This window comes from Streptomyces sp. NPDC054770 (assembly GCF_053611985.1).
Genome location: NZ_JBSHBL010000019.1, coordinates 88646 through 114393, shown reverse-complemented (window position 1 = coordinate 114393; position 25748 = coordinate 88646). Strand labels below are relative to the sequence as shown.

Below are 25748 nucleotides of genomic sequence, written 5' to 3'. Positions count from 1 at the left end.
CGACGGACTCGCAGGGAGCCGGGGTCAGGCGGGGGCCGCCCGCTGTGGGTTGGGCACGTCCGGACGGCGGTGCGGGCCCGACAGTTCGCAGCACACGTCCACCACGCCGGGCACGGCCCGCGCAAGGAGGACGGCGAGCGGGATCAGAGCGGTTTCCCGGACCCGCCCGGTAAAGATCACGGCGCCGTCGCGCACCTCGACCCGCACCCCGTCGGAGTGTGTGCCGAAGAGCCGTACAACGACTTCGCGCCTGACTTCCTCGGCGATGTCCGCGTCGTCCCGCAGGAAGACCTTCAGCAGGTCCGACCGGCTGACGACGCCCTTCAGGGTTCCGTCGCGGCCGACGACCGGCAGCCGTTTGACCCTGGTGCGGGCCATGACACGCGCCGCGTGGGCGAGAGTGTGGTGCGGTCCCACGGTCACAGCGGGCGTGCTCATGAGCTCGCCGGCGGTCACCGCTTCCGCCTTGCGGACCTCGGCGGGATCCCGTACCTGTCCGTAGCGGCCCGGGTCGCCTTCGCTGTACTCCTCCTTGGGGAGCAGATCCGCTTCGGAGACCACGCCCACGACACGTCCGCCGTCGTCAAGGACAGGGAGGGCGCTGATCCGCCACTCGCGCATCGTTTTCACGATGTCTTTGAAGGCCGCCCCGGTACGCAAGGCGACGACCCGGTGGGTCATCACGTCGTCGACGACGATGGGAGTGCCGTTCATGGCGTCCTCCAGGAGCTGGGTGCCGTTCCGCGACACCTTCAGGCTGCGCCGCGAGCTGCCCCTGGGCATGGGCCGAGCGGCCCGTATCGGAGACCCTTCGGCCCGGACGGTTGGCCGACGCAGCCCGACCGGCCCAGGCCAGGCCCGCGAGGGCCGACGCCTGTGGGACAGCCGTCAGCGCGACCTGTGCGCTGCCGGCAAGGGCCGCGGACGTCATCTCGACACCGGCGCCATGGGGAGGTTCACGGGCTCACCGAAGGCGTACCCCCGGTTCGCCCGTGGCTTGCCCTCCGCTGCGTGGCAGATCAGCCGTGTGCGACAACTGCGACGGGGACCGCGATGTGGTGCAGAGCGGCATGGGTGACATGGCCGATGTGCCTACCGAACGATCCGGTACGAATACGTCGGCCGACCACCACCAGCGACGCGTCACGGGCGTCGTCGACGACGACCTGCGACGCGCTGCCGCACCGGCTCGCCTCGATCACCTCGACGTCCGGGAACTTCTGTCGCCAGGGACGTAGAGACTTGCTCAGGAGAGAGGCCTGTCCGCGCTCAAGTGAGTCGCGGAGTTCAGCCATGCCGTGGCGACCGCGGGAGGCCGGCGGCTCGGGCCAGGCATGGACGACCCGCAGGGTGGTCTTCCGGCGTGCGGTCGCGTCGAAGGCGAACTCCAACAGGGCGTCGTCCGCGTGATCGATGTCGAGGCCGAGTACCACCGGCCGGAACGGCACCTCGGCGGACGGCACGTCGACCGGGGCCGTCCGGTGTTCGTCGGCGGCCTGCTCTGCCGCGCGAACCAGCACCACCGGGCGTTCGGCGCGCGCCACGACGGCCAGACTCACCGAGCCGACCACGAACCCGCCCAACCCACCGAGTCCCTGGGAGCCGAGCACCAGTAGCTCGGCGAAGCCCGCCGCCTCGTTCAGGACGTCGGCCACGGTCCCCGTCGGTTGCTCGGTGATCACCGTGATGCCCGGGTGACGAAGCCGAATGCCCTCTGCGGACTCGTGCGCCATTCGCTCGACCCACTGCTGATAGGCCTCGGGGTCGAACAACAGGGGTTGGGCGACAAACCGGGGTGCCGGCTCCCGGACACACACGATCTTCAGCGGCAGTGCCCGAAGCAGTGCCTCCCGCGCCGCCCACTCGGCTGCCGCCCGGCTCTCCGGCGACCCGTCGAGACCTACGGTGACGGTAGCGGACATGGTCTCCACCTCCCGAGGTAGGGCTGAGACAACCAGCGTGACGCCGAGACGGTGGCCGGGGTCAAGGGCCACAGGACCCCAGTGCGGCGCGAGCGGCCCATGCGGCACGGAAGCCGAACGGCCGGTGGGACAGCCAGGCAGCCCTTGGCTCGTTCTGTCCGTCCGGCGCACCCTGGAAAGAGCCCGATATGTCCCCCGAGTCCGACGGAGTCACCATGTCCGGCACCCCACACCACGTCAGCGATGTCATGACCCGCACGGTCGCTGCCGTCGGCCGCCGCGCCCCCTTCAAAGAGATCGTGCGACTCATGCGGGACCGGCAGGTCAGCGCCCTGCCGGTGATCGAGGGTGCGGGCCGGGTGGTCGGCGTGGTGTCCGAGGCCGACCTGCTGGCCAACGAGGAACTCCGGGACGACCCCGACGCGGCCTACCTCCAGCTGCGCCAGCCGGTCGACGTGGCGAAGGCGGACGCCCTCACCGCGGGAGACCTCATGTCGCTCCCTGCCATCACGGTCAGGCCCGACGCCACCCTCTCCGAGGCCGCGGGCACCATGGCGCGAGAAGGAGTCAAGAGGCTGCCCGTGGTGGACGAGGCCGGTCTGCTCGCCGGGATCGTCAGCCGGGGCGACCTGCTCAAGGTCTTCCTGCGGGGCGACGCGGAGATCGCCGACGAGGTGCGGCGCGAAATCGGGTCGTACCTTGCCCCGTCGTCGGCCGTCCGGGTGGAGGTGAGCGACGGTGTCGTTACGCTCGCGGGCCGCATCTATGACACGGCCCTGGTCCCCGTGGCAGCGCGTCTGGTCAGGACCGTCGAAGGGGTGGTGGACGTGGAGTTCGACATCCCGCGCGAGGGCACGGCACCGTAGGGGCGGCAATTCCGTCGGCGTCCATGTCCAAGGACAAGGGCTGCCCCATGTTCCCCTTCGCTGCACGGGCTACCGGTGGTGCATGGTCTCCAGGGCCGCGGCCAGGACATGCGGATCGTGGTGGCCCTTGTAGACCGCCGGCGGCCGCGTGTCGAGGTGCAGCAGCTGGGACACGGCCGTCCAGGCCGTTCGTACCGAGTACTCGACGGTGAAGACGACGTCGTCGGGCACCTCGGCGAACTGCCCGATGAAGGCGAGGTTCACCGACCCCTCCGGGACCACCTGCGGCCGGTCGTCGCGGCGGCGGGCCAGGAACTGGCTGGTGATGTAGGGCATCACACAGGGGATGACGATGGAGGTCTCCAGGACGCGGGCACTGGTGCGGTCGTCGAAGTGCAGGTGGTGCAGGACCTCTTCGAGGATCTCCCGGCCGGAGCACATGGTCATCGGCTTGGGCGTGTGGTTGCCGGCCCGGCCGGGGAAGAGGCCGTAGCCCCACCAGACCCAGACGCCCTCGGGCTGGTTGCGGTAGACGGGCTGGCGGTTGGCGACGATGGTGAGCAGCCAGTTGGAGTCGGTGAATGTCATCAGGCCGCCCCGGCCGGTATCCCGGCCGCTGAACGCGGCCAGCGCGTCGAGGAAGGCGGGGTCCTTGGCGGTGACGGTGAACGACTCCCAGCGGGATTCCTTCACGTGCTTGTCGAAGACATCGGGGTTCCCGAAGTTCTCGTGTCCCCGGGCCAGCCGGTGCCAGAGCAGCCAGGCGTCCGAGCGGGAGGCGGGCGGAGGCGGGGGTGAGGTGTGGGTGCCCCGGCTGGAGGCGTCGGTCATGGAGCCGTTGGTGACCAGGACCAGGTCCTCGGGGGCGACGGCGATGCTGTCCTCGCGGCCGGCCCGGATCATCCTGATGGCCTTCACGGTGACGTTGCCGATTCCGGGGGCGAAGTCGAGATCGGTGACCTTGCACCCGGGGTGGATGGTCACGCCCTGCCCGCGCAGCCAGTCGGCCAGGGGCCGCACGATGGAGTCGTACTGGTTGTAGCGGGTGCGGTGGATGCCGGACATCGAGGCGAACTCGGGGAAGAGGTGGACGAAGCGCCGGAGGTAGCGGCGGAACTCGATCGCGCTGTGCCAGGGCTGGAAGGCGAACGTGGTGCACCACATGAACCAGAAGTTCGTGGTGAAGAAGTGTTCGCCGAAACAGTCCGTGATCCGTTTGTCGTCCAGGTGCCCTTCGGGGGCCGCCAGGCACCGGACCAGGTCCAGCCGGTCGCGCTCGGAGAACCCCATCGAGCGGGTGTCGACGATCTTTCCGTCCCCGTCGACCAGCCGGGCGATGTCGTCCCAGGCGAACTCCTCGTGCCCGGCCAGGATCTCCTCGGTCACCGACACCGAAGGGTCGTCCAACGAGGCGATGCCGGACAGCAGGTCGTACGTGCAGCGGAACTCGGCCTCGAACATCCGGCCGCCACGCATGGTGTAGCCGGCCTCCGCCGTGCCGCCCGCATCCAGGCTGCCCCCGATGCCCATCTGCTCCTCGAAGAGATGGATGTCCGCACCGTCGAACCCGCCGTCGCGGATCAGGAAAGCCGCCGCGGCCAGCGACGCGATTCCGCTGCCCACCAGATATGCCTTCGCCATGACACCACTCCTCGTCGTTTGCGTCCGTCGATGGGAACCAGCACCTTTCACGCTTCCCTGGCGGGGGCGACGCCGTCATGGGGCCGTTGGTCACCGGCCGGGTCCGGGCGGCCCTCTGGCGCGGTTGTCGATCCAGCAGTTGGGCGAGCGCCTCCGATCAGAGCGAGGACGGCGACGCGCGGACCCAGCGTGGGTCCCAGTCAGGGCCGGTCGGCCCCCCACCTCGCCCCGGACAGCCCATGGGACCCGGCCCCGCCACGCCTGATGCTCGCAGTGCCAACCGGTTTTGGAGGAGAGCGATGACGGACGACCTGCTTGTGCGCCCCCCGACCCACGCGCTGCTCGCGGACGGGACCACCGTGTGCATCCGGACCGTGACGTCCGGCGATCACGGGCGGCTGAGGGACTTCTACGACGCGATGTCCCCGGAGAACCTCCGGATGAGGTTCTTCGGGGCGAGCCGGCGCTCCGCCGTCATGGCGGCCGACCGCGCCTGCGCCCCGGCCCGCCCGGGTTACCGGGCTCTGCTGGCCGAGGCACAGGGCCGGGTGCTGGGCCTGGCCGAGTACGAGACGGTCGGGGAGCAGCACACCGCGGAGATCTCCGTCGCGGTTGCCGACGGGGTGCACCACCGGGGTGTGGGGACCCTGCTCGTCGAGCACCTGGTCTCCGCCGCCCGCGCGGACGGCATCACCGTCTTCGCGGCCGACGCGCTGAGCGAGAACCGCGAGATACTGCGGCTCTTCGCCGACCTCGGCCTGCGGACCGCCCGTCACTTCGAGGGCCCCGAGATGCGCTGCACCATCCAACTGGACGAGGACGACTCCTACCTCTCGGCCGTGGAGGAGCGGGGCCGGGCGGCCGATGTGGCCAGCCTCCGGCCGCTGTTGTGCCCGGAGTCGGTGGCTGTTGTCGGCGCCGGCCGCAAGGCGGGCTCGGTGGGCCGGGCGATCCTGCATCATCTGCACTCCGGCGGCTACACCCGGCGCCTGTTCGCCGTGAACCCCGCCGCGGACTCGATCCTCGGTGTGCCGTCGTACCCCTCGGTGGCGGCCCTGCCCGTCACCCCGGACCTGGTCGTCGTCGCCGTACCCGCCGCCGCCGTCCCGGAGGCCGCCGAGAAGTGCGGCAGGGCGGGCGTACGCGCCCTCCTTGTCGTCACCGCGGGCCTTGACGCCGCGCAGGCACAGGCGTTGCTGGCCGCATGCCGTACCCACGGCATGCGTCTGGTCGGCCCCAACTGCCTCGGTGTCTCCCACACGGACCCGGCGCTCCGCCTGGACGCCACCTTCGCCGCCGACCACCCCCGCCCAGGCACCGCGGGCGTCGCCGTGCAGTCCGGGGGCGTGGGCATCGCCCTGCTCGACGGGCTGTCCAGGCTCGGTATCGGCGTCTCCTCGTTCGTCTCGCTCGGCGACAAGTTCGACGTCAGCGGCAACGACATGCTCCAGTGGTGGGAGAGCGACGGCCGCACTGAGCTGGCTCTGCTGCACCTGGAGTCGTTCGGGAACCCACGGGCCTTCTCCCGTACCGCCCGGCGGGTGAGCCGCCGTATGCCGGTGCTCACCGTGGACGCCGGACGCACCGACGCGGGCCGGCGGGCGGCCGCCTCGCACACCGCGGCGGCCGCCACCCAGACCATGACCCGGGGTGCGCTGTTCACCCAGGCAGGCATCACCGCGACCCGCTCGGTCAGCGAACTCCTCGAAGCGGCGGCGCTGTTGCACTCCCAGCCGCTGCCGACAGGCGGTCGCGTCGTGATCGTGACCAATGCCGGCGGTGCCGGAGTACTCGCCGCCGATGCCTGCGCCGAGGCCGGGCTAAGCCTGCCGACGCCGACCCCGCAGCTGATCGACGACCTGCTCGCCGTACTCCCCGAGGGCGCCGCCGTCGGGAACCCCGTCGACGCCACCGCCGCCGTGAGCGAGGCACAGCTCACGGACTGCGTCGACCGGCTCATGCGGTACGACGGCGTCGACGCGATCGTCGTCGCCCTGGTCCCGACCGCCGTCGCCACCGCCACCGGAGACGACCTGGTACGGGCCCTCACCTCGGCGCCCGGCCGGCGTGCGAAGCCGGTCCTCGCTGTACGCCTGGAACAGGATCTGCCGGTCAGGCTGCTGCCCGCCGCGGACGACGGCACCGTCCCGGCCTACGCCGAACCGCAGGCGGCGGCACTGGCGTTGGCCCACGCGGCCGACCGCGCGGCCTGGCTGGCCCGGCCTGCCGGAACGGTGCCGGAACTCGACGGCATCGACACCGACCGGGCCCACGCCATCGCCGACACCTACCTGGCCGCGCACCCGGACGGCGGCTGGCTCGACCCGCGCGCCTGCGCCGACCTGCTCGCCTGCTACGGCATCCCGCAGATCCCGTGGGCCTGGGCCGAGACCGAGGACGAGGCCGTTCACGCCGCCGAGTGGCTGCGCGGCGCCGACGGCCGGGTCGTCCTCAAGGCCCACTGGCCGGGACTCGTCCACAAGAGCGAGGAGCACGCGGTCCGTCTCGACCTGCGTGGCGAGGCTCAAGTGCGGGACGCGTACCGGGACTTGGCGACCCGCTTCAGCCGCCTGATGACCGGCGTGGTCGTCCAGCCGCTCGCCGAGCGCGGCACCGAGCTCTTCGCCGGCGTAGTCCAGGACGAGGTCTTCGGCCCGCTGGTGCTGTTCGGGCTCGGCGGCACGGCCACCGAGGTGCTCGCCGACCACGCGGCCCGGCTCGCCCCGCTCACCGACCACGACGTGCACGACCTGATCACGTCCCCGCGCTGCGCGCCCCTGCTCCTCGGCACGCGCGGCAACGGGCCTGTCGACCTCGAAGCCCTGGAACAACTGCTGCTGCGGCTGTCCCGGATGGCGGCGGACCTGCCGCAGCTCGCCGAGGCCGACTTCAACCCGGTCCTGGCCGCGCCGGGCGGCACCACCGTGCTCGACGCACGGGTACGACTGCTGCCGCGCCGCCCCCAGGACCCCTACCTGCGCCGACTCCGCTGAAGCCGGGGAGGGAACCGATATGAGGCACAACAAGGTCGGCTCCGTAATGACCACGGACGTCGTCCATGCCGGGTACGACACACCGTTCAAGGAGGTGGCACGGCTCCTCGCCGGCCATCGCATCAGCGGACTCCCGGTGGTCGACGGCGACGACAAGGTCATCGGGGTCGTCTCCGAGACGGACCTGATGGTGCACCAGACCGCCACCCCCGGACCCTATGGGGTGAAGCGTCGCGCACCACTCGGGCAACTGACGCGCAGCGCCAGGAAGCAGGCGGCCAAGGCGCAGGCCCACACGGCCGGAGAACTGATGTCGGACCCGCCGGTCACCGTGCACGCCGACGACACGATCGTCGAGGCCGCCCGAACCATGGCCGCACACCGTGTGGAGCGGCTCCCCGTCCTCGACGAGGAGGACCGGCTGGTCGGCATCGTCACCCGGAGCGACCTGCTCCAGGTGTTCCTGCGCCCCGACGACGAGATCCGCGACGAAGTGATCAAGGAGGTCCTGATCCGCGCCCTGTGGCTGCCGTCCCGCAGCGTCGACGTGGCCGTGGCGGAGGGCCTGGTCACGCTCACCGGCCACATGGAACACCGGACCGAGACAGAGATCGCCGTCTCCATGACCCGCCGGATCGACGGCGTGGTCGACGTCATCGACAAGCTCACCTACCGCCTGGACGACGCCCGCATCCGCGAGGAGCAGGCACTGCACGGCGCGGCCGACGACTGGCCGCGCGGACTGTGAGAGGAGGATCATCCCCATGACTGGCACCGTGTTGGTCACCTATGGCACCAGGAACGGATCCACGGCGCACATCGCCGAGTCGATCGCCGACACCTTGCGTGAGAAAGGGCTGACCGTCGAGACGATGCGGGCCGCGTCCGTGCCCTTCGTGGACCGGTACGACGCGGTCGTGGTCGGCGGCGGGCTGTACGCCGGCCGCTGGCACAAGGACGCCCGGACGTTCGTCCGCCGTCACCGCAAGGATCTCGCCGAGCGGCCCGTGTGGTTCTTCAGCAGCGGTCCGCTCGACGCCTCCGCCTCCGAGCGGGACATCCCGCCCGTGCGCGCGGTGCGCCGCGCGATGCAGGACCTGCACGCCCGAGGCCACGCCACCTTCGGCGGCTGCCTCGAAGAGGACGCGGACGGTTGGCTGGCGCGCAGGATCCTGCACTCCGGAAAGGGTGGCGACTTCCGGGACTTCGAGGCCGTCGAGGCGTGGGCGGCCGGGATCGCCGGGGAGCTGAAACACTGACGGTGCTCGACAGATCGGGCGCACGACAGCAGCAGGGGGCCTCACCAGGACATGCCGGTGAGGCCCGCTCACTTTGCGGTCTGCCGCGAGGTGAGCTCGCACGATCGCCGCCGCTTCCCCAGAATGGTGCTGTACCCGACTCCGGATTCCCGGCGGGCTCCCCGACGGGCACGACGTCACAGTCGTGGCAGCCGCTCGCTTCCACGGAGAGCGGGCAGGCCGAGGTGAAGATCATGCTCCGAACCGTCACCGTAGGACTCGACGGATCGCCCGAGAGCCGGGCCGCCGCAGAGTGGGCGGCGCGCGAGGCACGGCTGCGCGGACTGCCTCTGAACATCGTGCACGTCAGGGAGCCGGCTCCCGAGCCCCTGGCGCAGGCTCCGCTGGTGGGGCCCGAGACGCACCAGCGGTGGACCCAGCAGGTGCCACACGAGTTCGCGGAAGGCATCCGGCTGCGCCACCCCGGTGTCGACGTGATCACGGAACAGCTGACAGGTACGGTCGTCGACGCACTGTGCGGGGCGGCCGACCGCGCCGACCTGCTCGCACTGGGCTCGCGGGGCTTCGGTGGCATCGGCGGGTTCATGGTCGGCTCGGTGAGCCTTGCCGTCGTAGCCCGCGCGGAGCGCCCCGTGGTCCTCGTACGCGCGGGGGAGCAGGCCGCCGACGAGCACGGGATGGATCCGGCGGGCGTCCCGTCCGCCGCCACGCCGTTCCGGCCTGTCGTGCTCGGCCTGGACACCAGGCACCCGGACGACACGCTGCTGGAGTTCGCCTTCGACGCCGCGGCGCACCGCGAGGCACCGTTGCGGGCGGTCCACGCCTGGCCCGACCCGGCCATCTCCTACTACCGCTTCCCCGGCGACGCCGAACTCCACGAGGAGCTGGCGCGCCAGAATGCCGCCGCACTGACCGAGGTACTGCGTCCTTGGCGGCAGAAGTTCCCGGGCGTCGAAGTGATCGAGGCGAGCCGGTGCGGGAGCGCCGCGCAGGTGCTCGTTGATGCCGCCCGCGATGCCTCGCTGACCGTGGTCGGCCGTCGTATCCGCGCCGGTTCGATCGGCGCCCACATCGGCCATGTCGCCCATGCGGCTCTGCACCATGTCGCCGCGCCCGTCGCTGTCGTCGCCCACAGCTGACCTCGTGTCGGCCGTGGACTGGCGGGGTGGCCTGGGTTTCGCCGGCGTAGACGCCTCGGGTGACCCCGTCGGACGCGATGCGGACGAGCGCGCCGAGCGGGGAGCGGCCGGGAAAGGGCGCGGTGCCGTACAGCCGGCTCACGCCGTGCACGGTCACCGACGCCCTGCCGAGCTTCCGCAACGGGCGTGCCGTTCACGCGTTTCGCCATGGGTCAGCCGGTCTTGTGACCCCAGCGCGGTCCGACGGACGTCCACTCGCGGCCCCACGTGTCCAGCCGCCGCTGCTCCAGTCGCCAGCGGGCGATCGCACCCGCCCCCGCGACCGCTCCGGCCAGCGCGATGCCGGCCGCCGTCCCCAGGGCACCGGCCTCGACCGCAGCCGCCGTGGGGCTGGGCGGCCGGCTGGTCAGCCGGCCCTGGCGGTCCTCCCAGACCGTGACCGTGGAGCCAGCCAGGCTGCCGGTGTCCACGAGGGTCCGGCCGGTGTGCGTGGTGCCGTCGGGTGCGGTCCAGACCACCGTGGTGGTAGTGCGCTCGCCCGTCGTGCCGATCCCGCTGACGCTGTCCGGGACGTCGAAGAGGAGCACGGCCCGCACGGACTCCCGCTCCGTCCGCTGTTGCGCGAAGACGTCGTCCGCGGCCCGGGCGGTCACCACTCCGGTGACGGTCCCGCCCACCGCGACGAGCGTCCATACGGCCAGGACGATCCAGGCCTCGATGATGTCGTCGCGTCGCCGCAACGGGTTGCTCCGCCACCGCCACAGCAGCTTCTTCATGTGCCTGGTCCTGCGCATCGGTGCGCACCTCCTCCTGGTCGTGATGACACTTCCGAAAGTGGCAGCCGACCGTGGGCCAGGGCATGGGCCGACCAGGGACATGCGCGGGGCCGCTCAGGCCAACTCCGCTGCCGAAAAGGGACGTTCAGCCCCTGTCAGGGACGGGCCGCGCGACCGCGGCGGAGGCCCGTCCCGGGGCGGCCTTGCCGGCAAGGGCCTCGGGAACTCCCGGGTACAGCTCGAAGGCGCCGCTGAGGCCCGTGCCGCGCAGCAGTCGTGGGAAATCGCCGCCGGGCGGGACAAGCCGCAGTCTGCCGATCCGTGAGCGGACCCGGTTGCGTGCCCGGCACAGGATGCCGAGGCCGGAGCAGTCGATGAAGGAGACGGGACTCAGGTCGAGCACCAGATCGGGCTCCGCACCGGCCGTCAACGCGTCAAGCGCCGTGGAGAGGACCGGAACCGCCAGGAGATCGAGTTCGCCGTGCAGGGTGACGACGGTGGTGCCGTCGTCGGTGAGCGCCGTGTGGTACGTGGCGGACCTGGTGTGGTTGTCGGTCATGGACGCAGCCAAGTCCAGTCGGCGAGGTGTCCGGAAGGGCCGTTCGGCCCCTCGGATCTCGGCGGCCGGGCCCGGACGGCCCGGGTTCCGGCGCCCCCGCCCACGGTGCCCGTGCGGCAGGCGGCTGAGGGCCGGACGGCCCAAGCGGACCCCGTCAGGACGGGGCAGGCTGGATCTGCGGGGTGGAACCGGTGTTGTCAGGCGTCCCGGCACCCGCCGTCGGCGCCCGCCGACTCCCAGGTCCCGCGCCGGACCAAGAAGGGTGAGCGACATCATGAAGGCCTTCGTCTTCCACGGCCCCGGGCAGCCCGCCTGGGAAGAGGTCCCGGACCCCGGCATCAAGGAACCCACCGACGCGATCGTGCGCGTGGACGCCGTGACGATCTGCGGGACGGACCTGCACATCCTCAAGGGCGATGTGCCCGAGGTGCAGCCCGGTACGGTGCTGGGCCATGAGGCCGTGGGCGAGATCGTCGAGATCGGCAGCGATGTGCGGACTGTACGGCCCGGAGACCGCGTGCTGGTCTCGTGCGTCACCTCCTGCGGGCGCTGCTCCTACTGCAGGGAGCGGATGTACGGCCAGTGCCGGGGCGGCGGGGGCTGGATCCTCGGCCACCTGGTCGACGGCACCCAGGCCGAGTACGTGCGCGTCCCCTTCGCGGACCTGTCCGTCCACGCGCTGCCGGGCACGGTCGACAGCAAGGACGCCGTGCTCCTCGCGGACATCTTCCCGACCTCGTACGAGGTGGGCGTCCTGAACGGCCGGGTGCGTCCCGGTGACACCGTCGCCATCGTCGGCGCGGGCCCCATCGGTCTCGCGGCGATCGCAACCGCACGCCTGTTCGGTCCTGAGCGGATCGTCGTGGTGGACCTGGCTCCCGCCCGGCTGGAGGCGGCCAAGCGGCTCGGGGCCGACGCCGTCGTCGACGCCCGGGAGGCGCCGGAGCAACTGGTCGCGGACCTTACCGACGGGCTCGGCGCGGACGTCGTCATGGAGGCCGTGGGCGTGCCCGAGACCTTCGAGCTGTGCACCCGTCTGGTACGGCCCGGTGGCCACGTCGCCAACATCGGTGTCCACGGCAAGCCGGCCACGCTGCACCTCGAAGACCTGTGGATCAAGAACGTCACCATCACCACGGGTCTGGTGGACACCCACTCCACGCCCACCCTGCTGCGGATGACGGCGGCCGGCCGGCTGCCAACCGCCCAACTGGTGACCCACACCTTCCCGCTGGACCACATGGACGAGGCGTATGACGTCTTCGCCCGGGCCGCCGACACCGGTGCCCTCAAGGTCGTGCTCGGCGGGGAGCAGCACGAGGTCGCGGTCCGCGCGGGCTGACGACGGGATCCGGGCGTCGTATCACGGGTCTGTTCGAGGTCGCCGGGAAAGGCGCCGTGGGTACGGACGGAACGGCACCGCGGGGGATCGGTGCCGCTCCTGAGGCCAGTCTCTCGCGGGCCACGGACCCGTACAGGTGCCGATGGTCACGTGCGCGGGGCCGACCGGCCCTTACGCTCCCGGGTGCGCAACCGGTCCTACAGCCGGTCCGCGAGTCCAGGTGCCATTGCGCACTCCCCGCGCGCGAGCACGATGGCGCCGATGCCAGCTGCCCGTGTACAAGCCGACGGGATCGGGGAAGACCGGGGCCCGGAACAGGACCGTTCGGCCCAAGCCCCGCGCGGACGGGGGGCGGAGTCTGAGGGTGTGGACCCCGACAGCCGAGCCCAGGAGGTCGCCATGACCGGCTCTCCGCACGTCGTGAGCGACGTGATGACCCACACCGTCCTCGCCCTGCACCACGGCGCCGCCTTCAAGGAGATCGTGACGGCCCTGCAGCAGTGGCAGGTGAGCGCGGCGCCTGTACTGGACGACGACGGACGTGTGGTCGGCGTCGTCTCCGAAGCGGACCTGCTGCGCAAGGAGGAGACCTGCGACGGCGCTCCCGTCCGGTACGACGACAGCCTGCCGGACTCCCGCTCCGCCAAGGCAGGATCGGTCACCGTCGAGGAGCTGATGACCGTCCCGGCCGTCACCGTGCACCCCGAGGCCACGCTGCCCGAGGCGGCGCGGTCGATGGCGCGGCACGGAGTCAAACGGCTTCCGGTGGTCGACGCGAACGGCCTGCTGAAGGGCGTCGTCAGCCGCTCCGACCTGCTGAAGGTGTTCCTGCGGGAGGACGAGGACATCGCCGAGGAGATCCGGCACACGATCGTGCCGCACCTTTTCGCCGACTCGGCCGGACCGATACGTGTGGCGGTCAACGGCGGCGTCGTGACCCTCACCGGCCGCGTCACGGACACCACGCTGATCCCGGTGGCGGTCGGGTGGGTACGGAGCGTCGACGGGGTGATCGCTGTGGACTGCGCACTCACCGGCCCGCGTCACCGCCCCGACCTCGACCCCGATCTCCCCGGCGACGAGCGCGTCTCTCCGGCCTGAGGGCGCAGGCGCCCACATGTCCCGGATCCGGGAAGAAGGCGACGGACCATGGCACGGACCAGCCGAGCACACGTGACCACAAGACCGCTCTGGCGCTGGCGGCACAATCCGCTGCGCCGGCACAGCGACGTCGTCGAAGCCTGGATCGTGCTCGCCGTCTGGACGGTTACCCTCCTCGGCGGATTGCTCGCCGGATGGGCCGCTGGTCAGGCCGTGGACCAGACGTTCGCCGAACGGCGCGCGGCCGCTCATACGGTGTCCGCCGAACTGACCGAGAACGCGGCCGAGGGCTCACCGGTCGTCGCCGGCTACGACGTGGGGAAGGTATGGGTCACGGTGCGCTGGACGGCCGCCGACGGCTCCACGCACACCGGTCTTGCGAAGGCCGACCCGACGGCCACCACGGGCATCCGGCTCCAGGTCTGGGTGAACCACGGTGAGCGGCTCGTCGGCCCGCCGCCGAGCCAGGCAGAGGCGACCTTCGAGACCGTCATGACCGCTGCCCTCGTGGCTCCGCTCGTCAGCACGGGGGTCTGGGGTGCCGGCTGGGTGATCCGTCGGCAGTTGATGCGTCACCGCCTCGACGAGTGGGACGCGGAGTGGCGGCAGATCGGTCCCCAGTGGCGGAACTTCAGCGGGGGCAAGGGATGACCTCGGATACCGGACAGGAGAACCTGCGATACCGGGGGTCCTGTCACGTAGGGCTCCGTTATCGCAGGTCACTCCGTGCGGACATCGGCACGAGGAGACAGTGGACGTCCACCACGCCCTCGACGGCACGGGTCAGCCGCTCGGCGACCGGGGCCAGGCCGGAGCCGTCGATCCACCCGGTGAGGGTGACGACGCCTTCGGCGACCTCGACCTGAATGTGGTCGGCGGAGAGGGGGAAGAGGCGGTCGACGACCTCGTGACGCACCTCCTCGGCGAGTTCCTTGTCGTCGCGGAGGAAGACCTTCAGCAGGTCGGAGCGGCTGACGATCCCTTTGAGCAGGCCCTCGTCGTCGATCACGGGGAGCCGCTTGACCCTGCGGTGCGCCATGATGCGGGCCGCCTGGGCGAGGGTGGCACCGGGATGCACGGTCACGGCGGGCGAGCTCATCAACTCCTGGGCGGTCGCCGCGCCGGCCTTCGCCAGATCGTCCAGATGCCGCAGCTGTGCGAACCGGTCCGGGTCGCTGTCCCGGAACTCCTCCTTGCGCAGCAGATCGGCCTCGGACACGACACCGATCACCCGGCCGTCACCCTCCACGACGGGCACGGCACTGACCTTCCGCTGCTCCAGCAGGGTCACGACGTCCTTGAACGGGGCATCGCGGCCTACGGCGGCCACGGCGTGCGTCATGACCTCGCTCACGGTGTGCGGCTTGCCGTGCATGGTCTCCTCCTCGGATGGACGGGCGGGCCCGAGGGGTCCCTCTTCTCAGGGTGAGTGCCGGAATGTCCGAACGCCACAGGCCGCTCGGACCCCGGAACGGGACGTTCGGACTGGATTCGGGCCCCCTGTACGGAGGGTCGCCCGGTCCATGCGTCCGGAGCTCCGTCGGAGCTCTGGGGCCACTTCTCCGCTCTGCCGGCGCCGGCGATGTCGACGATCCTCGCCGCGCTGGTCACCACAGCGTTCGACGTTCTGAACGACCGTCACGCCGGTACGGCCCTCCCGTACGCCGGAGCCGAGTCGCGACAGAAGGGCCGTTGTCCGGACAGGCCGGGACGGACGGCCCCTGGTTCGCGGGTTTGCGAAGCGAAAGATGGAGTCGTACCCATACCGCCGCACCCGGCGGTGGATGACGGTCTGAGAGACGGCTGACTCATGTACCCCAACGACGGATTCCGCGAACTCGATCGGTACGAGTGTCTGCGGCTGCTGGCGCGGGCGGCTGTCGGCCGTATCGTTCACACGCGCCACGCCCTGCCCGCGGTGCTTCCGGTCAACTTCTGTCTGGACCGGGACGGTGCGGTGCTGCTGCGTACCGCGGCCGTCTCGGAGCTGGTCCGTGCGATCGACGGCGCGGTGGTCGCCTTCGAGGCTGACGAGGTCGATGCGGAGGCCCACTCGGGCTGGAGCGTCGTCGTCACCGGGCGCGCCACGGTCGTCACCGACCCCGTCGAGCAGCAGCGCCTTGCCCTTACCGGGCCTCGCTCCTGGGTGGCTTCCCCGGAGGAGGCCTTCGTCCGTATCGAGCCGGAGTTGGTGACCGGACGCGAGCTGGTCGCCGGACGCACGATGTACGGCGTGGATCTGAGGGCCTCCGGCTGAGTTGCTGTCCTCGGATCTGCCGGTCCTCCTCGCCAGATCGAGTCAGGTGTAAAGGTTTCCTTGACGTCGGTAGCGTGTAAAGGAATCCTTTACACATGGTCGATTCTGCGATGCCCCTCACCGCCCTGAGCGGTCTGCTGGCCGAGCGGGCCTCGGCCCTGGCCGAAGCCGTGGCGAGCCCGCTGACGCAGCCCGCCTACCTCGACCTCGTCCGGCGCTCGCAGGAGGTCGACGACCTGGCGGGCCAGGTGCTCAAGCTGTGCGTGCAGCAGTCCCGGGATGCCGGCCACACCTGGCAGGAGGTCGGCGACCTGCTCGGAGTCACCCGCCAGGCCGCCTTCCAGCGGTTCGGCAAGCCGATCGATCCCCGAACGGGAGAACCCATGGACAAGACGGTACGCATGCTCGACGCCGCGGAACGCGCCCTCGCCATCGTCAAGGACGTCCTGGAAGGCCGCATGGACGAAGCCCGGCGAACCTTCAACGCCGAGGTCCTGGCGGCGTTCACCGACGAGGTGCGCGGGAACGGCCTTGCCACGGTCGCCGGACTGGTCGGCACCTTCGAGGGCTTCGGCCGGACCGAGCCGTTCGTCCGGCGCATCGGCGATCACACGGTCGTCGACATCCCGCTGTGCTACGAGGCCGGCGAGATGAGGGCCCGGGTTGCCTTCGACGCTGACGAGAAGGTCGCAGGGCTGGTCATCATCCCGCCCGAGACCCCGTGAGACCTACCGGAGAGCCACTGGCACCTGCCGGGTGAGCCGCCCCAGAAAGACCGCCCATGCTTGCCGACTCCCTCAGCACATCACCGACCACGCCCTGGATGGTGATAGCGCCGCTGATCGCTGTGTTCCCCGCCGTTCTCTGCATGATCGACGTCGCCCGACACCCGAAAACCCGGAGCCTGACACCTCAGGTCTGGCTGGCCGTCTGCGCCTTCGGGAACGTCTTCGGGAACGTCTTCGGACTCATCGCCTATCTGAAGTTCGGCCGGGCCGAGAACCGATAGCCGTCCCCGCCGCGACTTCATCCGGCGTGCTGCGGCTTCCCCCAGCCGCTCGGCCTCCACGACCGGGCAGCCCGTATGGCCCCATGAGAAGGGGCCGTACGGCGTGCCGGTGGGGTTCTAGCGGTCCCTGCCCCCGGCGTGCGCGCGGCACGAGCATCGTCCTCGGAGCCGTATCGGAACCCGCGAGCCGCCCGGCGGTGTCCGCGCTCTGGTCCCGGCGGCCCCTTCCGCTGCATGCGAGCAGCAAGGCACAGAAGGGAAAAGGGACATGACTCTCCATCACGTGACCGTGGGTGTGGACGGTTCACTGGTCGCCGTACGGGCCCTGGACCGGGCCGCCGACGAAGCCGTACGCCGTCACACCGAACTGCGCGTCGTCTACGCGGTGCCCGACGACGACGAGGCCGGGCCCATCCTGGCGTCGGCCGCCGCTCGCGTCGCCGTTCGCCACCCCGCCCTGCGAGTGGTGACCAAGGCCGTACAGGGAAGCGCCGTAAAGGTGCTGACCGACGAGAGCAGGTGCGCCGCCCTCACCGTCGTCGGCACGCGGGGGTTCGGCGGGGTCACCGGCGCCCTGTTCGGCTCGGTGAGCCTGCGGTTGGCCGCACATGTGCACGGTCCGCTGATGGTCGTACGGGAGGACCACCCGTGCGATACCGGCGCCGCGCCCCCCGGTGAGCGGCCGGCGGTGCTGCTCGGTCTGCGGGGCGACGCCGACGCCCGGGCAGCGGTGTACGCCTTCGAGGAGGCGGAGCGTCGTGGCGTGTGGCTGTGGGTCCTGCACGCACCCGACCACCGGTACGTCACGCCCGAACTGCCCTGGCTGGTCTCCGCGTCGAGCCCCGGCCAGCAGCGTCTTGCCCTGCGGGACCGGGCGGAGGCGGCCGTGCCTCGCTTCAGCCTCTCCCGTCTGCAGGAGCGGTACCCCGGCGTGAGCGTCGACGCCCGTACCGTGCGCAGCGGACCTTCCCACGCCCTGCTGGAGGCGACCCGTGAGGCGGCGGTCGTGGTCATCGGCGCCCACCGTCGGACCGGACACCCCGGGCCGCACCTCGGCCCCGTCGCGTACACCCTGCTGCACCGCTCGCACTGCCCGGTCGTGCTGGTGCCCCCGGGCCGGTGACCCGGACGCTCGCGGTCGCCAAGTGGCCCTGAGACACGGGACGTTCGGGCCGTCGACGGGGTCCTTGCAGCCCCTCCGGCGGGCGGGGCGCAGGCGGGACATTGAAAACGCGACAAGGGCTGTGACAGCCCCCGCGTGACACTCCTCGGAGGGGATGAAGATCATGGCAGTGCACAACCACCCGCAACGTCACCTGGGATTCCGTCTCCCGTCCCGGAACCGGGCGGAAGCGGCTCCGCAGGCCGCGGACACCGCGACGGCGACCGTGACCGGTGCGCACGTGCTCGCCGGGCTGCGCCTGCTGACCGGGTTCGTCTTCCTGTGGGCGTTCCTCGACAAGACCTTCGGCTTCGGCTACGCCACACCGTCCGGCAAGGGCTGGATCGACGGCGGTTCGCCCACCAAGGGCTTCCTGAGCTCGGTCGCGGCCGGGCCGCTGGAGTCAACGTTCCACGACTGGGCCGGGGGCGTCTGGGCGGACTGGCTGTTCATGCTCGGCCTGCTGGGCATCGGCCTGGCGCTCGTCTCGGGCGTCGCGCTGCGGCTCACCGCGGTGGCGGGCACGGCGATGATGGCCCTGATGTGGATGGCGGAGTGGCCCCCGGCCAAGCACCTGTCGGACGGGTCGCTGAGCATGTCCACCAACCCGTTCGCCGACTACCACCTCATCTACGCCGTCGTGCTGATCGCCCTCGCGGCAGCGGGCGCCGGCGCCACCTGGGGCCTGGGCAAGGTCTGGGCGCGGCTGCCCTTCGTCAACCGCAACCGCTGGCTGCTGTGACCGTCGGTCGCAACCGTGAGCGGCTCCGAAACCGGTGGCTGCTCTGACAGCCCGGAGCGCATCGCGCCAGGGGCGCCGCCGCTGAGGGGAACATCATCCCCAGCGGCGGCGCCCTTTCGGGTGCTGTCACATGTCGTCACCTGGCGCCACAACGGTTCTTCGGCACCGCAAAGGGACCTGTGGGCCTGCTGGAACCGCCGCACCGCGACCGTTGGTTCGCCGATCGGCCCGGAGACGCCCGAGGTGGTCCGGCACGCGGTTGCCCCGGCGGCCGTCGTCCCGCACGCTGACCGCTCACGCCAGGCCGAGCCGCCACGGCCGGCCGTACATCTGCCACCGCCCGACTCAGGTGGCGGCCGGGGCCAGGCGGATGCCGGTGATCAGATCCGGGTGGATGCGGACCGCGTAATCCATCGCACCGCCCACCCAGGGGTGCAGCAGCTCGCGGTAGCGGGCCAGCTCCCGGGCGTCGGTGACCAGCCGGGCGTACCCGGTGATCACGACGCTCCAGCCCAGATGGGTGACGGGGTCGATGGAGTCGGCCTCGTAGGCGACGACCACGCCCGGCGCGTCCGCCTGCCGGCTGCGGGAGGTCAGGGCCGCGCCCTCGTGGGTGCGGATGACGACGTCCCCACCGTCGAGGACATGGTTGACCGGTCGCACGGTCGGCAGGGCGTGCCGGGTGAAGACGACCCGCCCGATCGAGACGCTGCCCAGCAGCCTGAAGGCCTCCGTGGCGTCTAGCGTCACGCTCTGGCGGGGTCCCGGGGAGACCGGCTGCGCTTGGTCCAGGGCCATAGGCGGTATCCGTAGGTGTTCTGGTCACTCGGCCACCGTGGTTTCGTCCGCGGGCCGATTCTGATGGATCACATCATTCGAACGGGGAGGCAGCCTTCGGCACTAGGGCCGTTCGGGCCACTCCCGGGCCTGGTGGGTCCTTCACATCGCTACGGCCGATATGTCTGCGACAGCGCTTTTCGCCACGGCGGGAGAGGCGCCGGCGGCCTGTGGCGCGAGCCGCTCCGGGCGGGCCCGCAGCCGGTCGGGTTCGGTGGGCCCCGACTCGCGGGCGGCGTGCGACTGCGTGGGGCGTTCACCGCCGGTACTTCCCAGCTCCACGGTCAGGACCGTGCGCGAAGGTGTCCGGCGACCCATGAGGATGTCGCAGCGCGGCGGATTCTGTTTTCTCACCGGGCCCGGAACGTTACGGTGTCATGTGACCGGACAGCCGACTGTCGGCCCGGCCTGCGCACAGTCGGGAGGGTCACCGGTGGCACGCTCCGAGGAGCCCGGAGGGGCTCGAGTGCGGCTGCCCCAGCTCAGGCTGGACGAGCTGCTGGAGGAGTTGCAGGCGCGGCTCGACGCGGCCCGTAGCACTCGGGACCGGGTGCACAGCCTGCTGGAGGCGGTGCTCTCGGTCGGCCGGGAACTGGACCTGGAGCAGGCGCTGCACAGCATCGTGGAGGCGGCGGCCGTGCTGGTCGACGCCGAGTACGCGGCCCTGGGCGTGATCGGACCGGACGGCAAGCGGCTGTCCGCCTTTCACACGATCGGGGTCGGCGAGGACCAGATCGCCGCGATCGGCCCGTTCCCCGAAGGCCACGGCATCCTCGGGGAGCTCATCCGCCACCCCGAGCCGCTGCGGCTGACGAAGATCTCCCAGCACCCCGCCTCGCACGGCTTCCCCGCCCACCATCCGCCGATGAACACCTTCCTCGGCGTGCCCATCCGGGTACGCGACCAGGTTTTCGGCAACCTCTACCTGACCGAGAAGCGCGGCGGGCTGCAGTTCGACGAGGACGACGTGTCGGTGACGTCCACACTGGCGGTGGCGGCCGGCGTCGCGATCGACAACGCACGCCTGTACGAGGAATCGCGGCTGCGGGAACGCTGGCTGCAGGCGAACGCCGAGATCACCCACAGCCTGATGTCCGGTGGCGACCCCACCGAGGTCCTCGCCCTGATCGCGGAGCGGGCCGGTGAGATCACGGGGTCGGCCCTCGCCGTGGTCGCCCTACCCGTGGAGGGTGCCGGGTCACTGGCTGTGGAGATCGCCGTCGGCCTCGACGCCGAGGCGCACGAGGGGCTGGTTCTGTCCCTGGACCGGACCTTGATGGGCCTGGCATTCTCCGCTGCGGCTCCGGTCACCAGCGAGGATGTCGGCCACGATGAGCGCATCTCCCTGGAGCCTCAGCGCTTCGGGGGACTGGGCCCTGCCGTGGCGGTGCCCATCGGCACGGGCGAGGCGGGTCCGCGAGGTGTGGTCCTGCTGGCGCGGGAAACCGGGCGGCAGCCGTTCACGGGCACGGAGACCGAGACCCTGCAGGTCTTCGCCGCTCAGGCCGCCGTGGCGATGGAGCTTGCCGACCGACGCAGGGACGCCGAGGAGATCGCGGTGCTCCAGGACCGCGACCGCATCGCCCGGGACCTGCACGACCTGGCCATCCAGCGGTTGTTCGCCACCGGTATGACGCTGCAGAGCGCCGGGCGGTTCATCGAGCACGAGGAGGCCGCCGAGCGCGTCATGCGGGCGGTGGAGGACCTGGACGAGACGATCAAGATCATCAGGTCGACCATCTTCGGGCTTCGGGCACGTGACGGCGGAGCCGGGACGGGACTGAGGTCGCGTGTCGTACGGGCGATCGGCGAGGCCGCCCAGGTCCTCGGCTTCCCGCCTAGCGTGCGCATGGAGGGCCTGGTCGACACGGAGGTGCCGCGGGAGATCGCCGATCACGTGATCGCCGTGCTGTCCGAGGCCCTGACTAACATCGCCCGGCACGCGCAGGCCCAGCGGGCCGATGTGGCCCTGGAGGCGAACGGCCGTGAGGTACGGCTGACGGTGACCGACGACGGCGTGGGCATCCCGGCCGAGGGCCGCCGCAGCGGGCTGCGCAACATGGCCGAGCGGGCCGAGCAGCTGGGCGGCTCGCTGGAGGTGAACCGCCCTGAGGGCGGCGGCACTTCGCTGGTGTGGCAGGTGCCCGTGGGGGAGCGGTAGCCGAACCGTCCACTATGACGCCGACGGCGAAGTGAGGCCGTACGGCGGTTCGTTGTGACCGCGTGGCCCATCGCCGTGCTCGATTCGCGGGACCACCCTGGTAAGTGGGGACACCCAGGAGAGTTCACTCCCGGCCAGGGGCGGTCCGACCGGCCCTGGTCCGGGGCCGTTCGGCCTCTCCAGGCCGCCCGGCGGACGCACGAGGCTGATGCGCACGGACCGGGAGTAATGGGTGGTGCGGTACGGCCGGTTCTCGTCGTCCTCCCAGACCAGGGTGACCCGGCTCCAGCAGTGCCCCGTGCCGCTGTTGTCGTAGACCACCCGCCACGAGGCCGGCACGCCCCGCGCCCGCAGCACACCGTCCCGGTCGTGGACCGCTTCCCAGCTGATCAGGCTGCGGCGGAACTCGGGTGAGAGGTATTGATGCCGCAGTGCGTCGGCGAGTTGTCCCCGGCCCCGGTCGCGCAGCGCGTCGGTGTAGGCACCGTAGAAGTCGGCGACATGGTCGACGGCGGACAGCGGCCTGCCCGCACGCCCGGGGGCGCCGGAGGCGGTAGCGGCCGACTCCGGCGACGGGAGAGGCGGCACCGTGGAACCCGGAATGATGTGGCGGACCGTCGAGGGCTCGGACATGGAACTCTCCTCCTTCCCGGAGAGGAACAGGAGCGTTCCTCGCTCTCAGGAGATCGCGGTCCGCAGGTGCCTGCGAGGGCCGAGTGGACTGCCCGAGTGGTCCGTTCGGTGCCTTGCGGGCGAGCGCGGCGCGGGAACGCCGGACCACGGCGCGCTCCCGGCGGAGCACGGGCGGGCCCTACTCCAGGGCCTGCGCCGCCGTACGCCGAGGGGAGGGCGGCCCTTCCGGTCCGTACCCCAGACGGATCACCATCTGCGCGTGCACCCGGCCGTCCTGCGGCCCTGCCAACTGCTCACGCAGCTCCGGCCATTCCAGTGCCTGGTGCAGCAGCGACGCCCGCACGCCGGCGGCCGTCGCCACCAGCAGGGCGTGCTGAAGCGCCTGACCGGCCCGCAGCCAGTCCGCCCGGCGGTCGTGCGAGGTGGAGAGCACGGCGATCGTGGGTCGTTGCTCGAAGGTGCGGGCGGCGAGCTCGGCCGGGTGGCGGTGGGCCCCGAAGTCCCGCATCGGAACCCGGTCTCGGTAGTCCTGCGGTCCTACGGCCGACGGCGGAACGCCGAGCGCCGTGCCGTCCGGTTCCCGGATCCATCGGCGGCTCTCCGCTCCCCGGTCGCGGTCGGCCGTGTTGCGCCGCTCCGCCTCCAGCGTCGCCCGTAGCAGGCGATCCGTCTCGCCGGGATCCGGGTAGCCGAGCAGGGCCCCCTCGGCGTGCACGGCCTCGGCGAGCTCGTGCAGCAGGGAGACGGGCAGCGGCCGGTCGGAGAACGGGAAGCGACTGCTGTGCCGGCGCCACACGGCGTCGTACAGCCCCGCGGCCGGTGAGAAGCGGACGGGACCGCCGAGGCGGACGGCGGCCAGCAGGCCGGGCTCGTCGGGTCTGGGCAGCAGCCGGGTCACCGGTTCCCAGCCGAAGTGCGCGACAGCCAGCCGCACATTGAACAGGGCGCAGCCCACCGACAGGTGCAGCGCGCGCCCGGAAGGGTCGATGTGCCGCAGACCGCGGTCGGCGGCCGCCCGGATCTGCAGGGCTGGCGTCTCCGGGTCCAGCCGGAATCGCCAGGGCTGGGTGTTGTGGATCGAAGGGGCAGCCACAGCAGCCGAGACGATCTTCTCCAGGGTCGCCACGTCGAGCAGCGTGGTGGACATGGGGTCTCCTCCCCGCTCGGTGACCAGGGGCCGTCGGGCTTGGTCGGAAGCTCCGTTCACGGTGGCCCGCCCGCCGGCGGTGGGGCAGGGGCCGGACGGCCCCGCGTCGCGCCGGAAGTCCCGGACGCGGCCGACCGCAGGGACGAAGGCGAACCGTCCGCCAGGGCAGGTCTGTTCGTCCGCGGACCGAGCCCGCCCTACCGGAGACCCGGCCCGGATCGAAGGCCGACAGGTCCTCGATCGGTCCCGAACAGCCCATGGGGACGCGGCCGGTTCAGGTGGATGCTCGAGGTGTCAACAGACCTGGGGAGACCCGGCGATGAGGCGCGGGCCGACGACCGCGCCGGACTTCGGAGGTACACCCACCGGAGCATCGGCCGCTTCCGGTCGAGCACCCGACTGCCGGCGCCCGGGCCCCGACTTCGTGTCCGCGTCGGCTCCGTCGAGGAGGAAAGCCATGAAGCACAACAAGGTCGGCTCCGTGATGACCACGGAGGTCGTCCGCGCCGCGCAGGCGACGCCCTTCAAGGAAGTGGCCCGGCTGCTCGGCGAGCACCGCATCAGCGGCCTGCCGGTCGTGGACGAGGACGACAAGGTCGTCGGAGTCGTCTCGGAGACCGACCTGATGATCCGGCAGGCCGACACCCCGGACCCCTACGAGCCGAAGAAGCACCACCGGCTCGCCGGCCTGACCCGCAGGGGCCGGACGCGGGCCGCCAAGGCGCGGGCCCGTACCGCGGGTCAGTTGATGACGGCTCCGCCCGTCACGGTCCACGCCGACGACACCATTGTCGTCGCCGCCCGCACCATGGCCCTGCACCACGTGGAGCGGCTGCCCGTCCTGGACGAGGAGCGGCGGCTCGTCGGCATCGTCACCCGCCGCGACCTGCTGCAGGTCTTCCTGCGACCCGACGCGGAGATCCACACACAGGTCGTCGAGGAGGTGCTGGAGCGCGCCCTGTGGCTGCAGCCGCGCAGCATCGACGTGTCCGTCACGGAGGGCGTGGTCATCCTGGCCGGCCAGATGGACCGCAAGACCGACACGGAGATCGCCGTCTCCATGACCCGTCAGATCGACGGCGTGGTCGCGGTCGTCGACAAGCTCACCTTCCGGCTGGACGACTCACACGTCCGGCCCGACGACCGGGCGATGCACGGGGTCGCCGACGAATGGCTGCGGAAGCTGTGACGCGCCGCCGTCGGCACGTCAGCGGTTCACCGTCAGCGGCACGGTGTCGACGGTCGCCTGCCGGCCGTCCTTCGGTGACACGAAGTACGCCGTGAGCAGGCCGGGACCGGACCGGACGGCCCGGTAGGGGACGGTGACGTCGAAGGTGCCGCGGGTGCCGGTGCCGGACGTGGCCCGTACCAGGACGTCGGCGGCCTTGTGCCCGGCCGCGTCGGTCACCTTCAGCCGGAACTCGGCCTCGAACGTGTTCGCGCTGCCCCACACGCGCAGCGGCGTGCGGACCGTGTCGCCGAGCAGCGGCGCCTCGACCAGGACGGCCGGGGACACGTCCTCGAAGTCGGCGCGGCCGACCGGCCCGTTGAGCACGATCCTCTGCGGGCCGAAGTGCGTGACCGGCTTGCCCTCGATCTCGAACGCCACCTTGTGGACGGCCGGGAAGCGGGTCAGCGTGAACACGACCTGAGCCAGGCGGGCCCGCATCGACCCGCTGCCGCCGGCGTCGTCGTAGCGGCCGGACAGATCGACTGTTGCGACGTGGTTGCGCACGGCGACCGAACGCAGGTCGGTGCCTGACGGGATCGCGGTGGTGCGGGACCGGCTGCCCTCGTAGCGGCTGGGGCCGGCCAGCAGGGCGCGCACCGCCGCGGTGGCGGTCGCAGGGGCGGCGACCGTGCGCGGGGCGGCTGAGACCTTCGCGCCGTGCAGGAAGTACAGCGCTGTACGGACCTTCTTCGCCGCCGACGTGCCGGAGCCGTCGGCCGAGGACTTCGGTGCCGCTGCCTTCGGTGCCGCGGAGGTCGGTGCCGCGGAGGCTGAGGGCGCGGGGGCACCGGTCGTGCCTCCCGACGTTCCGCTGTCCATGGGGGACGATGTGCCGGCGGACGTGTCCGGGGCGGCGGTCGTGCCGCAGGCGGCAAGGATGAGCAGAGGGAGAGCCGGCGTCGCCGTGACCACAATGGAGCGATGGCGGCGGGCGTACGGTGTGTCGCTGAACATGGCAGCCTCCTCCGACA

Annotated in this window: 26 protein-coding genes; 15 read left to right on the top strand and 11 right to left on the bottom strand. The window is 71.5% G+C overall.

Going from position 1 to position 25748, the window contains the following annotated elements:
- Positions 1-24: 24 nt before the first annotated feature.
- Both ACWGKQ_RS19240 and ACWGKQ_RS19235 read right to left on the bottom strand, forming a co-directional pair.
- A complete protein-coding gene (locus ACWGKQ_RS19240; protein WP_453293138.1) occupies positions 25-714 on the bottom strand; it encodes a CBS domain-containing protein in 690 nt (229 codons plus the stop codon).
- Positions 715-1019: 305 nt separating this feature from the next.
- Positions 1020-1922, bottom strand: a complete 903-nt coding sequence (locus ACWGKQ_RS19235; protein WP_453293115.1) for a universal stress protein — start codon at positions 1920-1922, stop codon at positions 1020-1022.
- Positions 1923-2137: 215 nt separating this feature from the next.
- On the opposite strand from ACWGKQ_RS19235, the gene ACWGKQ_RS19230 reads away from it, so the two are divergent.
- Positions 2138-2788, top strand: coding sequence for a CBS domain-containing protein (locus ACWGKQ_RS19230; RefSeq protein WP_453293114.1), 651 nt, complete (start codon positions 2138-2140; stop codon positions 2786-2788).
- A 69-nt stretch (positions 2789-2857) separates the two neighbouring features.
- Here the strand turns inward: ACWGKQ_RS19230 and ACWGKQ_RS19225 are convergent, their stop codons facing one another.
- Positions 2858-4429, bottom strand: a complete 1572-nt coding sequence (locus ACWGKQ_RS19225) for an oleate hydratase (RefSeq protein WP_453293113.1) — start codon at positions 4427-4429, stop codon at positions 2858-2860.
- A gap of 299 nt (positions 4430-4728) precedes the next feature.
- Here ACWGKQ_RS19225 and ACWGKQ_RS19220 point away from each other — a divergent pair, with 299 nt between their 5' ends.
- From ACWGKQ_RS19220 to ACWGKQ_RS19205, 4 genes are all read left to right on the top strand, one after another.
- Entirely contained in the window at positions 4729-7422 is a 2694-nt protein-coding gene (locus ACWGKQ_RS19220; protein WP_453293112.1) for a bifunctional acetate--CoA ligase family protein/GNAT family N-acetyltransferase, read from the top strand.
- Positions 7423-7441: 19 nt separating this feature from the next.
- Entirely contained in the window at positions 7442-8170 is a 729-nt protein-coding gene (locus ACWGKQ_RS19215) for a CBS domain-containing protein (RefSeq protein WP_453293111.1), read from the top strand.
- A 16-nt stretch (positions 8171-8186) separates the two neighbouring features.
- The gene (locus ACWGKQ_RS19210; protein WP_453293110.1) at positions 8187-8681 is read left to right on the top strand and encodes a flavodoxin domain-containing protein; all 495 of its coding nucleotides are present in this window, start codon (positions 8187-8189) and stop codon (positions 8679-8681) included.
- Positions 8682-8914: 233 nt separating this feature from the next.
- On the top strand, positions 8915-9820 hold the full coding sequence (locus tag ACWGKQ_RS19205) for a universal stress protein (protein ID WP_453293109.1): 906 nt from the start codon (positions 8915-8917) through the stop codon (positions 9818-9820).
- Between the two features lie 212 nt (positions 9821-10032).
- Here ACWGKQ_RS19205 and ACWGKQ_RS19200 read toward each other — a convergent pair whose 3' ends face one another.
- Entirely contained in the window at positions 10033-10614 is a 582-nt protein-coding gene (locus ACWGKQ_RS19200) for an Rv1733c family protein (protein WP_453293108.1), read from the bottom strand.
- A 127-nt stretch (positions 10615-10741) separates the two neighbouring features.
- On the bottom strand, positions 10742-11155 hold the full coding sequence (locus tag ACWGKQ_RS19195) for an STAS domain-containing protein (RefSeq protein ID WP_453293107.1): 414 nt from the start codon (positions 11153-11155) through the stop codon (positions 10742-10744).
- 274 nt (positions 11156-11429) lie between these two features.
- On the opposite strand from ACWGKQ_RS19195, the gene ACWGKQ_RS19190 reads away from it, so the two are divergent.
- The 3 genes from ACWGKQ_RS19190 (at position 11430) to ACWGKQ_RS19180 (ending at position 14249) form a co-directional block, all read left to right on the top strand.
- Positions 11430-12497, top strand: a complete 1068-nt coding sequence (locus ACWGKQ_RS19190; protein ID WP_453293137.1) for a zinc-dependent alcohol dehydrogenase family protein — start codon at positions 11430-11432, stop codon at positions 12495-12497.
- 399 nt (positions 12498-12896) lie between these two features.
- Positions 12897-13598 (top strand): CBS domain-containing protein, encoded by a 702-nt coding sequence (locus tag ACWGKQ_RS19185; RefSeq protein ID WP_453293106.1) that lies wholly within the window; start codon positions 12897-12899, stop codon positions 13596-13598.
- Positions 13599-13646: 48 nt separating this feature from the next.
- Positions 13647-14249: an Rv1733c family protein gene (locus tag ACWGKQ_RS19180; protein ID WP_453293105.1), complete on the top strand. Its 603-nt coding sequence runs from the start codon at positions 13647-13649 to the stop codon at positions 14247-14249.
- A 58-nt stretch (positions 14250-14307) separates the two neighbouring features.
- Here ACWGKQ_RS19180 and ACWGKQ_RS19175 read toward each other — a convergent pair whose 3' ends face one another.
- Positions 14308-14973: a CBS domain-containing protein gene (locus tag ACWGKQ_RS19175; RefSeq protein ID WP_453293104.1), complete on the bottom strand. Its 666-nt coding sequence runs from the start codon at positions 14971-14973 to the stop codon at positions 14308-14310.
- A 435-nt stretch (positions 14974-15408) separates the two neighbouring features.
- On the opposite strand from ACWGKQ_RS19175, the gene ACWGKQ_RS19170 reads away from it, so the two are divergent.
- The 5 genes from ACWGKQ_RS19170 (at position 15409) to ACWGKQ_RS19150 (ending at position 18768) form a co-directional block, all read left to right on the top strand.
- Entirely contained in the window at positions 15409-15855 is a 447-nt protein-coding gene (locus tag ACWGKQ_RS19170; RefSeq protein ID WP_453293103.1) for a pyridoxamine 5'-phosphate oxidase family protein, read from the top strand.
- 95 nt (positions 15856-15950) lie between these two features.
- Positions 15951-16580: a DUF3887 domain-containing protein gene (locus ACWGKQ_RS19165; protein WP_453293102.1), complete on the top strand. Its 630-nt coding sequence runs from the start codon at positions 15951-15953 to the stop codon at positions 16578-16580.
- A gap of 56 nt (positions 16581-16636) precedes the next feature.
- On the top strand, positions 16637-16864 hold the full coding sequence (locus ACWGKQ_RS19160; protein WP_453293101.1) for a hypothetical protein: 228 nt from the start codon (positions 16637-16639) through the stop codon (positions 16862-16864).
- A gap of 268 nt (positions 16865-17132) precedes the next feature.
- Complete coding sequence (locus ACWGKQ_RS19155) at positions 17133-17987, top strand: universal stress protein (protein ID WP_453293100.1); 855 nt, start codon at positions 17133-17135, stop codon at positions 17985-17987.
- A gap of 163 nt (positions 17988-18150) precedes the next feature.
- On the top strand, positions 18151-18768 hold the full coding sequence (locus tag ACWGKQ_RS19150; RefSeq protein ID WP_453293099.1) for a hypothetical protein: 618 nt from the start codon (positions 18151-18153) through the stop codon (positions 18766-18768).
- 345 nt (positions 18769-19113) lie between these two features.
- On the opposite strand, the gene ACWGKQ_RS19145 is transcribed toward ACWGKQ_RS19150, so the two are convergent.
- Together ACWGKQ_RS19145 and ACWGKQ_RS19140 are read right to left on the bottom strand one after the other, a co-directional pair.
- A complete protein-coding gene (locus tag ACWGKQ_RS19145) occupies positions 19114-19566 on the bottom strand; it encodes a pyridoxamine 5'-phosphate oxidase family protein (protein WP_453293098.1) in 453 nt (150 codons plus the stop codon).
- A gap of 141 nt (positions 19567-19707) precedes the next feature.
- Positions 19708-19887: a hypothetical protein gene (locus tag ACWGKQ_RS19140; RefSeq protein WP_453293097.1), complete on the bottom strand. Its 180-nt coding sequence runs from the start codon at positions 19885-19887 to the stop codon at positions 19708-19710.
- 151 nt (positions 19888-20038) lie between these two features.
- Here ACWGKQ_RS19140 and ACWGKQ_RS19135 point away from each other — a divergent pair, with 151 nt between their 5' ends.
- Positions 20039-21766: a GAF domain-containing protein gene (locus ACWGKQ_RS19135; RefSeq protein ID WP_453293096.1), complete on the top strand. Its 1728-nt coding sequence runs from the start codon at positions 20039-20041 to the stop codon at positions 21764-21766.
- Between the two features lie 12 nt (positions 21767-21778).
- Here ACWGKQ_RS19135 and ACWGKQ_RS19130 read toward each other — a convergent pair whose 3' ends face one another.
- Both ACWGKQ_RS19130 and ACWGKQ_RS19125 read right to left on the bottom strand, forming a co-directional pair.
- Positions 21779-22399: a hypothetical protein gene (locus ACWGKQ_RS19130; protein ID WP_453293095.1), complete on the bottom strand. Its 621-nt coding sequence runs from the start codon at positions 22397-22399 to the stop codon at positions 21779-21781.
- A 178-nt stretch (positions 22400-22577) separates the two neighbouring features.
- Complete coding sequence (locus ACWGKQ_RS19125; protein WP_453293094.1) at positions 22578-23546, bottom strand: Acg family FMN-binding oxidoreductase; 969 nt, start codon at positions 23544-23546, stop codon at positions 22578-22580.
- 457 nt (positions 23547-24003) lie between these two features.
- Here ACWGKQ_RS19125 and ACWGKQ_RS19120 point away from each other — a divergent pair, with 457 nt between their 5' ends.
- Positions 24004-24735, top strand: a complete 732-nt coding sequence (locus tag ACWGKQ_RS19120; protein ID WP_453293093.1) for a CBS domain-containing protein — start codon at positions 24004-24006, stop codon at positions 24733-24735.
- An 18-nt stretch (positions 24736-24753) separates the two neighbouring features.
- On the opposite strand, the gene ACWGKQ_RS19115 is transcribed toward ACWGKQ_RS19120, so the two are convergent.
- On the bottom strand, positions 24754-25731 hold the full coding sequence (locus ACWGKQ_RS19115; protein WP_453293092.1) for a GerMN domain-containing protein: 978 nt from the start codon (positions 25729-25731) through the stop codon (positions 24754-24756).
- Between the last annotated feature and the right edge of the window lie 17 nt (positions 25732-25748).